This is a genomic window from Pararhodospirillum oryzae, assembly GCF_007992075.1.
Taxonomy (GTDB): domain Bacteria; phylum Pseudomonadota; class Alphaproteobacteria; order Rhodospirillales; family Rhodospirillaceae; genus Pararhodospirillum; species Pararhodospirillum oryzae.
Genome location: NZ_BJZO01000053.1, coordinates 22567 through 29836, shown reverse-complemented (window position 1 = coordinate 29836; position 7270 = coordinate 22567). Strand labels below are relative to the sequence as shown.

Annotated in this window: 6 protein-coding genes, 1 tRNA gene and 1 pseudogene; 2 read left to right on the top strand and 6 right to left on the bottom strand. The window is 68.9% G+C overall.

Going from position 1 to position 7270, the window contains the following annotated elements:
- From ROR02_RS10355 to ROR02_RS10335, 5 genes and pseudogenes are all read right to left on the bottom strand, one after another.
- Positions 1 to 866 (bottom strand): annotated as a pseudogene (locus tag ROR02_RS10355) (tetratricopeptide repeat protein); the annotation flags it as partial.
- Entirely contained in the window at positions 863 to 1552 is a 690-nt protein-coding gene (locus ROR02_RS10350) for a flagellar motor protein MotB (RefSeq protein WP_147163947.1), read from the bottom strand. The pseudogene ROR02_RS10355 and the gene ROR02_RS10350, both read right to left, overlap by 4 nt.
- Positions 1549 to 2217, bottom strand: coding sequence for a hypothetical protein (locus tag ROR02_RS17200; RefSeq protein WP_246135499.1), 669 nt, complete (start codon positions 2215 to 2217; stop codon positions 1549 to 1551). The genes ROR02_RS10350 and ROR02_RS17200 overlap by 4 nt, the downstream gene beginning before the upstream one ends.
- A gap of 207 nt (positions 2218 to 2424) precedes the next feature.
- On the bottom strand, positions 2425 to 3183 hold the full coding sequence (locus tag ROR02_RS10340; RefSeq protein ID WP_147163946.1) for an RlmE family RNA methyltransferase: 759 nt from the start codon (positions 3181 to 3183) through the stop codon (positions 2425 to 2427).
- Positions 3170 to 4276 (bottom strand): Ppx/GppA phosphatase family protein, encoded by a 1107-nt coding sequence (locus tag ROR02_RS10335; RefSeq protein ID WP_147163945.1) that lies wholly within the window; start codon positions 4274 to 4276, stop codon positions 3170 to 3172. Before ROR02_RS10335 ends, ROR02_RS10340 begins: the two co-directional genes overlap by 14 nt.
- A 347-nt stretch (positions 4277 to 4623) precedes the next feature.
- Here ROR02_RS10335 and ROR02_RS10330 point away from each other — a divergent pair.
- Positions 4624 to 4697 (top strand) — tRNA-Gln (locus ROR02_RS10330).
- Positions 4698 to 4773: 76 nt separating this feature from the next.
- Here ROR02_RS10330 and ROR02_RS10325 read toward each other — a convergent pair.
- Complete coding sequence (locus ROR02_RS10325) at positions 4774 to 6165, bottom strand: aminotransferase-like domain-containing protein (protein ID WP_147163944.1); 1392 nt, start codon at positions 6163 to 6165, stop codon at positions 4774 to 4776.
- Between ROR02_RS10325 and ROR02_RS10320 the strand changes: the two genes are divergently transcribed.
- On the top strand, positions 6122 to 7171 hold the full coding sequence (locus tag ROR02_RS10320; RefSeq protein WP_218032803.1) for a DMT family transporter: 1050 nt from the start codon (positions 6122 to 6124) through the stop codon (positions 7169 to 7171). The two genes, ROR02_RS10325 and ROR02_RS10320, sit on opposite strands and share 44 nt — an antisense overlap.
- Positions 7172 to 7270: the final 99 nt, after the last annotated feature.

Genomic DNA, 7270 nt, shown 5'->3' with positions numbered 1-7270 from the left:
CCGGGGGCGGGGGCGGGGGGCGGAGGCTCGACCGCGCCCGCGCTGGCGGTCCGGGTGGGGGCGGCCGCCGCCGGGGCGGCGGTGGCGGGCGCGGCGCGGCCCAGAAGGTCGAACGCCACGCTGGAGCCGCTGCGGAAGTGGCGCACCGAGCCGCCGGGCGCCAGGGGCAGGGTCACCGTGAGGCTGCCGGCGTCGGAGGTGGCGCGCACGCCCTTCTGGCCGTCGGGCATGTCGGCGTCGAGGCGGCCGGCGTTGATGCGGCCCGGGCGGCCAAAGCGCACCACGGCCTTGCCGTCCTGGGTCTTGACGTCATAGGGGACCTCGCGCGGCCAGTCGAAGACCACGCGGAAAAAATCGTCATGTTCGCCGGTGCGCACGGGCACCTGGGCGGGCGACTCGGGTGTCGCGGCGCCGCGCGAGGCCGGCGCGGGGCGGGCCTGGGCGCTTGGGGGGGGCGTGGTCGAGGCCGGGGCGCCGGCCGGGGGGCCCATCAGATCGACGACCACGGCGTTGCCCGAGCGGAAGGCGCGGGGCGTGAAGGTGCCCTTGAGGGGGAACGAAACCGTGCGCCGGTCCGAACTCACGCGCCCCGCGCCCACGTAGCCGGGCATGACCTGGGCCACGCTGTCGAGGGAGCCCGAGAAGGGCCGGTCGAACTGAACGACCAGGGCGCCGCCCACCACGTCGGCGCTGTACGAGACCGGGCCGGTCCAGTCGAACACGATGCGGCCGAAATCGGCGTGCGGGGCGGCGCGCACTTCCTGGGCCCACGACGGCGCGCAGGCCAGGAGCATGCTGCCCAGAACCAGAACCCAGGTCAGAAACCAGAAGGAAGCGGGTCTTGCGCGGGGCCGAGCCTGCCTCATGATCCCTTCCTTTCCCCAAGGACCAGCACATAAAGATCCATGGATCCGTCGGTGGGCGGCGCGGGGCGGATCCGGACATCAAGGGCGCGGGCGAACCCGGCGCCGCGCAGGGCATCGGCGGCGGCGCTCGCGCGATCAAGCGCGGCCTGCCAGGCGGCCCCGTCGCGCGCCGGCGCCCGAGAGAGGGCGATTTCGGTCGCGGGCACGGTGGCCACGATCATGACCCGGTTGTCAAGGCGGTCGAGAAGCAGGGCAAGGTCGCTCAAGGGGCCGTGGGACCACAGGGCAGGGGGGGGGCGGACCAGGATTTCGTCGCCGGCCTGAAGGATCTCGACTTGCTCCAGGGCCGGAATGCGCGCCAGGCCGTCGCGCAGCACCACCGCCAGGTATTCGGTCGCGGCGGCGCGGGGTGGCGCGATGGTGGCGATATTGGCTTCCACCCGCGCGGGGCGGGTTTCGATGGCGACCGGCGCCTCGGCCCGGGTGGACAGCACGCCAAGGCGGAAGCGCTCCAAGGTCACGGGCTCAAGGGTGGTCATGGAAAACAGCATCACGAAAAACGCGAACAGCAGCAGCACCAGATCGGCGAAGGTCACCATCCAGATGCCGGTGTTGGATCCCGTGGCGGGCACGCTGCCGGCGGACACGGCGCCGAGGTCGGCCTGGGGCGCATCGAACAGGGTCATGGCCGGCCCTCGTCGTCGGCGGGAGCCGCGAGGCGGAAGGTCAGGGTCACGCGGTCCAGGGGGCCGGGGCTGAGGCCGACGCTCAAGGAGTCGGGGGGCGCGCCCCGCCGGTAGGCCAGGCGCGCGAGCGCCACGGCCCGGCTTCGCTCCAGGCTTCCGGCCTCGGGCAACGCGGCGTCGGTGGCGCCTCCGGTGGACAGGGCGATATCCATGGCCCGGGCCTGCCCGGCGGGGGGCGAGGCCAAGGCCGCGATCACGCGGTCGAACAGGGCTTCGCGCCCGGGGCGCAAGGTGGCGGTGCCAGGCAGGAACAGGGCCTCGGCCGTGAAGGTGGCGACCAGCACCGTGCCGCCCTCGCGTTCGCTGACCTGGGCGGCTGGAATCTCGGCTTGGAACAAGCTGCCGATTTCGGCCGTCACCTGGCGGGCGGGCGCCACCACCCGCCCCGACTGACTGGGGTAGGGATCGGGGGGGCGGATCGTGCCGGGGCCGGAAAAGGTTTCGGTCAGGCTGGTGACGACGGCATGAATCCGCTCGCTTTCAGGGGGAGCGAGGCTGACCAGCGCGATGAAGAACGCAAGCAAGACCAGGTAGAGCGACAGGAAAAGGGACTGGGCGCCACTCAGGCCCGTCCGTTCCGTCCCCGCGTGCGTCCCGTCGTCCATGCCGCTTGAGTCCATCCAAAGATATGCCGCCCCGGTTCCCGCAGAGCCCGGCGGGCCGGGGCGCGTTCAGTCGCCAGGAACTGGAAAAGCCACGCCAAAAGACGATACCGCCGACCTCTGAAAGGAGTGTTAACCCCACTCAGCGCGGAGGAAAAGGGGCCGGGACACACAAAAAGGGAGAAAAAGGAGCGCACCCTCCCGGATGTTTTACCGGGAAGGATCCGTATCGTCCCGCCCGCGAAACCCCTGGGCGATGACGTAGACCTCGGGCGACTCGGGGCGGCTGGCGGCGGGCTTGGCATGGCGCACCTGGGTGCACAGGCGCTTCATGCGGGCCAGCAACTCGCCCTCGGTTCCCCCCTGGAACACCTTGCAGCAGAAGGCTCCCCCGGGGGCGAGGATCGATTCGGCGAAATCCCAGGCGGTTTCGGCCAGCGCCATCACGCGCAGGTGGTCGGTCTTGCGGTGGCCGGTGGTTGGCGCGGCCATGTCGGAGAGCACCAGGTCGGCCGGTCCCCCCAGGGTTCCGGTCAGCAGGGCCGGGGCGTCGTCGGCCATGAAGTCGTGCACCAGGCAGCACGCGCCGGGGATTTCGTCCCAGGGCAGGATGTCGATGCCCACGACGCGCCCGCCGCCCCCGCTTTGCAGGCGGGTGCGTTCAACCACCACCTGGGTCCAGCCGCCCGGGGCGGCGCCCAGGTCGACAACGCGCAGGCCGGGGCGCAGGAGGTGGTAGCGGTCATCCAGTTCCATCAGCTTGAAGGCGGCGCGCGAGCGCAGGCCCCGGCGCCGGGCTTCCTGGACGTAGGGGTCGTTGAGCTGGCGTTGCAGCCACTGGGTGGACGACGTGGTGCGACCGCGCGCCGTGCGCACCCGCACGGTGAGGTCGCGGGCGTCGGTGGCGTGGCTTCCCGAGCGGGAGCTGGTTCCGCCACCCCGGCGGGACGGCGGCTTAGGCGAGGGCATCGGCGATTTCCCTGAACGAAGGGGGAGGGGCGCCCGTCTCGGCGGCTCCGCCGCGCGCGGGCACGGCGGTGGACGGCGGGCGCCGGGGCGTGCAGGACGGAGCGGTGGCGGCGGGCCCGGGGGCCATCAGGTCCATTAAAAGGCCTTCGCGGATGCCGCGATCGGCCACGCGCAGGTCAGGGACGGGCCACAACGACAAGATGGCTTCCAAGATGGCGCAGCCGGTCAGCACCAGGTCGGCGCGCTCGCGCCCGATGCACGGATGCGCCATGCGGTCGGCCGGGGTCATGGCCAGCAGGCGGCGCCCGACGGCGCGCACCTCGGCGACCGACAAGGTCAGGCCATCGATGCGCGCCCGGTCGTAGCGCGGCAGGTCCAGGGCCACGGCGCCGGCGGTGGTGACGGTGCCACTGGTGCCCAGCATCGACAAGGCGCCGCCGAACACATGCTCGCGCATGGCGTGGCTGCGATCGAAGCTCAGCAGGCGGGCGCGGACATAGGCCACGATATCGGCGTGCAGGCGGGTGGACAGATGGCCGCCGCCCACGGCCTCGGCCATGGTGACGACTCCGAGCGGCAGGCTTTCCATGGCCCGGATGGCGCCCAGGCGTGGCCCGGCGGCGGTCTGGGCGACCTCGGCCAGGGTCAGCTCGGTGCTGCCGCCCCCGATGTCGAAGACCAAGGTAAGCGGGGTATCGGCGCGCAGCAGGGGGGCGCAGCCGGCCAGCGCGAGACGGGCTTCCTCGCGCGCGGGGATGACCTCCAGGGCCAGGCCGGTGCGCGCGTGCACGCGGGCCAGGAAATCGGAGACATTGGCGGCCGAGCGGCACGCGGCGGTGGCCACGCAGCGGGCGGCCTCCACCCCATGGCGGCGCATGCGCTGGGCACAGATGTCGAGCGCGTCCAAGGTCCGTTCCATGGGGGCGTCGCCCAGCTGGCCGGTGGCGTGCAGGCCTTCGCCCAGCCGGGTGATGCGCGAAAACGAATCGATGACGCGAAAGCCGGCGTCGCGGCGCTGGGCGATCAGCAGGCGGCAGTTATTGGTGCCCAGGTCAAGAGCGCCCAACACGCTGGGAATCGGCGAGGGTCCCATGGCCTGGTCCCCGTTTCGCGGCCGTCCGGGCAAGGGACGCGGCCGGGAGGGGGGACGCTCGGGTCCTGAGGGGTGGGGCACGCCGACTCCTTCTTCCTGGGTTCGGGGTTCGCAAGACTCGGAACTCCAGCCGGAAGGCTCCGGGGAGGCTTCCGCTGGTCCAGAGTCAGCGGGTCATTGTAGGCCCCGCCCGAGGATGGGACCAAGCGCAGATTTTTTCCACGGGTGTCGATTTTTTGAAATTGGGGGTTTTCAAGGCTCCGCCCTCGTGCTAATAACCGCCCCCTCACGACGGCCCGCCTGTTTTCTGGTTTTCCGAAAAACGCGCCCCGTTGTGACATCCCTGGTGGGGGATAGTTTAACGGTAGAACTGCGGACTCTGACTCCGTCAGTCCTGGTTCGAATCCAGGTCCCCCAGCCAACAAGAAGCCCCGTCAGGCAATCCCCTGGCGGGGTTTTTTGTTGGCTTGTTGTGACCGGGGTGCTGGGAATACCGCTCAGATCATCAGGGGCGTTCCGCCGGGCTTTTGCCGCAGCACGCCGGAAAGGAGGGTGAGGCCGCGTTCAAGCCGCGCTTCATCCGGTTCGTGACTGATGCACAGCCGGATGGCTTCCGGGGCGTCCCCCCCATGCATCGCAAAACGCCGTCCCTCGCTGACCAGAACCCCAAGACGGGCGCATTCCGCGCAGAAGGCATCGGCGCGCCATCCTTCCGGCAGGGGAATCCACACGTGAAAGCCTTCCGAGGCAACGATCCCGTCGTGCCCCAGAACGCGCCCTACAAGCTGCTGGCGGCGCGACGCGGCGCGGCGCTGATCGTTGGTGAGCGTGGTTGCCGTTCCCTCCTTGATCAACCGGTAGGCCACCTCCAGGGTCATGGGAGGAGTCATCCACGTGCTTAAGTTGACCGATTGGTGCAGCGCGGGGGCGAATGTCCGGGGGGTTTTCAGGAAGCCGACCCGCAGGCCGGGGGCAACGGTCTTGGACAGACTGGTGACATACAAGGTCGTCTCCGGGGTCCTCCGTGCGAGAGGGGCCGGCTTGTCGTGCTTGAGGGGCCCGAACACATCGTCTTCGATCAGAAGGACGCCGTACCGATCGGCGATGTGCGCGATCCTCGACCGGCGCGCCTCTGAAAGCGTGATCGTCGTGGGGGCTTGCAAGGTCGGGGTCAGGTAGAAGGCCTTGGGATTGGCCCCGCGGCACCAGGTCTCGAACGACTCCGGCACCACGCCTTCCCCGTCCATCGCGACCGCCGCCGTTCGGATGTTGAGGCGCGCCGCCATGGCGAGAACCGGTGTGTAGGTCAGCGCCTCGACCAGCAACAGGTCGCCGGGCTGCAGCAGTGCCATCAGGATGCACAGAATTCCGTGTTGCCCCCCGATGACGGGGATCACCTCGTCAAGATCCGCCTTCACGCCGCAGGTCTCAAGCCACATCCGACCCGCCTCGCGGTGACGGACGAGGTCCGCGTCGGTCTGCTCATCCAGCAAGGAGCGCAAGCCCTCCTCCCGGGCGATTTCCGACATCACACGCCGGATATGCGGCTCGGCCAGCCCGGGCAGGGGCAGGTTGCGGGAAAGGTCGATGGGCCCGCTGTCCGTTCGGCACAGCGTCTGCGGTTCGGCCCGGGCTGGATCGGCGCTGGCCGCGCGCACGAAGGTCCCCCGGCCAACCTCGCCTTTCAGGAGCGCCCGTTTCACGGCTTCGGCGTAGGCCCGGCTGGTCGTGTTGGGGGAGAGGCCGAGGTGATAGGCCAGTTCGCGGTGCGGCGGCAGGCGTGTTCCGGCGGGCAACCGGCCCGTCGCGATGTCGTGCGCCAGGGCTTCCACGATCTGGAGATATTTGGGGCCGTTTCGGTTCGACAGGTCGGGCAGCCAAATTGCCATCAGATCAATCTTCCCATTGCATCCGGATAAAGGTGGATGCACTTGCTGGGGGCGTCAATTCATTTGGCGGGTCTCTGTCATGGCGCTTTCTTCTCCGTCAACCGGGAAGGGCATCGCTCTTTCCCTCGTCTGCCTCGTGATGCTGGGCATCATGCCGATTCTTTCGAACCTGCGCGGCGCCGATGTCGGAGCCCTTGGTTTTGCCTTCGCGCTTTCCGCCTGGCAGGTCGTGTTCGCGGCGCCTCTTTTCGTTTGGGAAAGGGACCGCGGGCGCCGGGCGGGGCTGGGTTTTGATCTTCCCCGCCGTGAACGGGGCCGGATGATCCTTGTCGCGCTGTTCACGGGGACTTTGTTCGGCCTTGCGACCTATCTCTATGTTCTTGGCATCGAAAAGGCCGGGGCGACGAACGCCGCCATCGCGATCCAGGCCTATCCGCTGTTCGCGATTCTTTGGGAAACCCTGTTCCTCAGGCGTCGCAAGCGCGCCGTCGAACTGGCCTTGACCACGGTGTTGATCGGCTCGCTCTACTTCCTTGGCACGGGGGGCACGTTCAGGATGTCGGGGCTGTCCTCCTGGTTCCTGGTTTCGCTCGGGGTCCCCTTCCTGTGGAGCGTCGCGCATGTGATCATCAAGGAAGAACTAAGGAACACGCCCATCACGCCCGTTCAGATCACCTTCTTCCGGGTTGCGATTTCGGCGCTTTTCCTTCTGATCATTCTGCTGGTCATGATGCCGTCGGGGCTTGCCGCTGGGTTCGATGCCTTTGTTCAACCGATGTCGGCGATTATGGGCCTGATTTACTTCCTCGAACTGATTGTCTGGTTTCATGCCGTGCGCCATGTCGATGTGTCGCTGGCCAGTTCGATGACCGCGCCCTGGCCCGCCCTGACCATGGTTCTCGCCGTGCCTTTCCTGGGGGATGCGATCGCGGTCCATCAGGTCGTGGCGCTGCTGATCGTCATTGCGTGCGTTTACGGCCTGACGCGGGCCAGTTTGAGAGCCTGACTCACAGGGGCTTTCCTCTCCGCAGTGGTCGCGCGATGCCCCGTCGCCGGCGCCGCGCGAAACCGCGAGAGGGCACGCAAAAAGGGTGGTTCCAGGCCT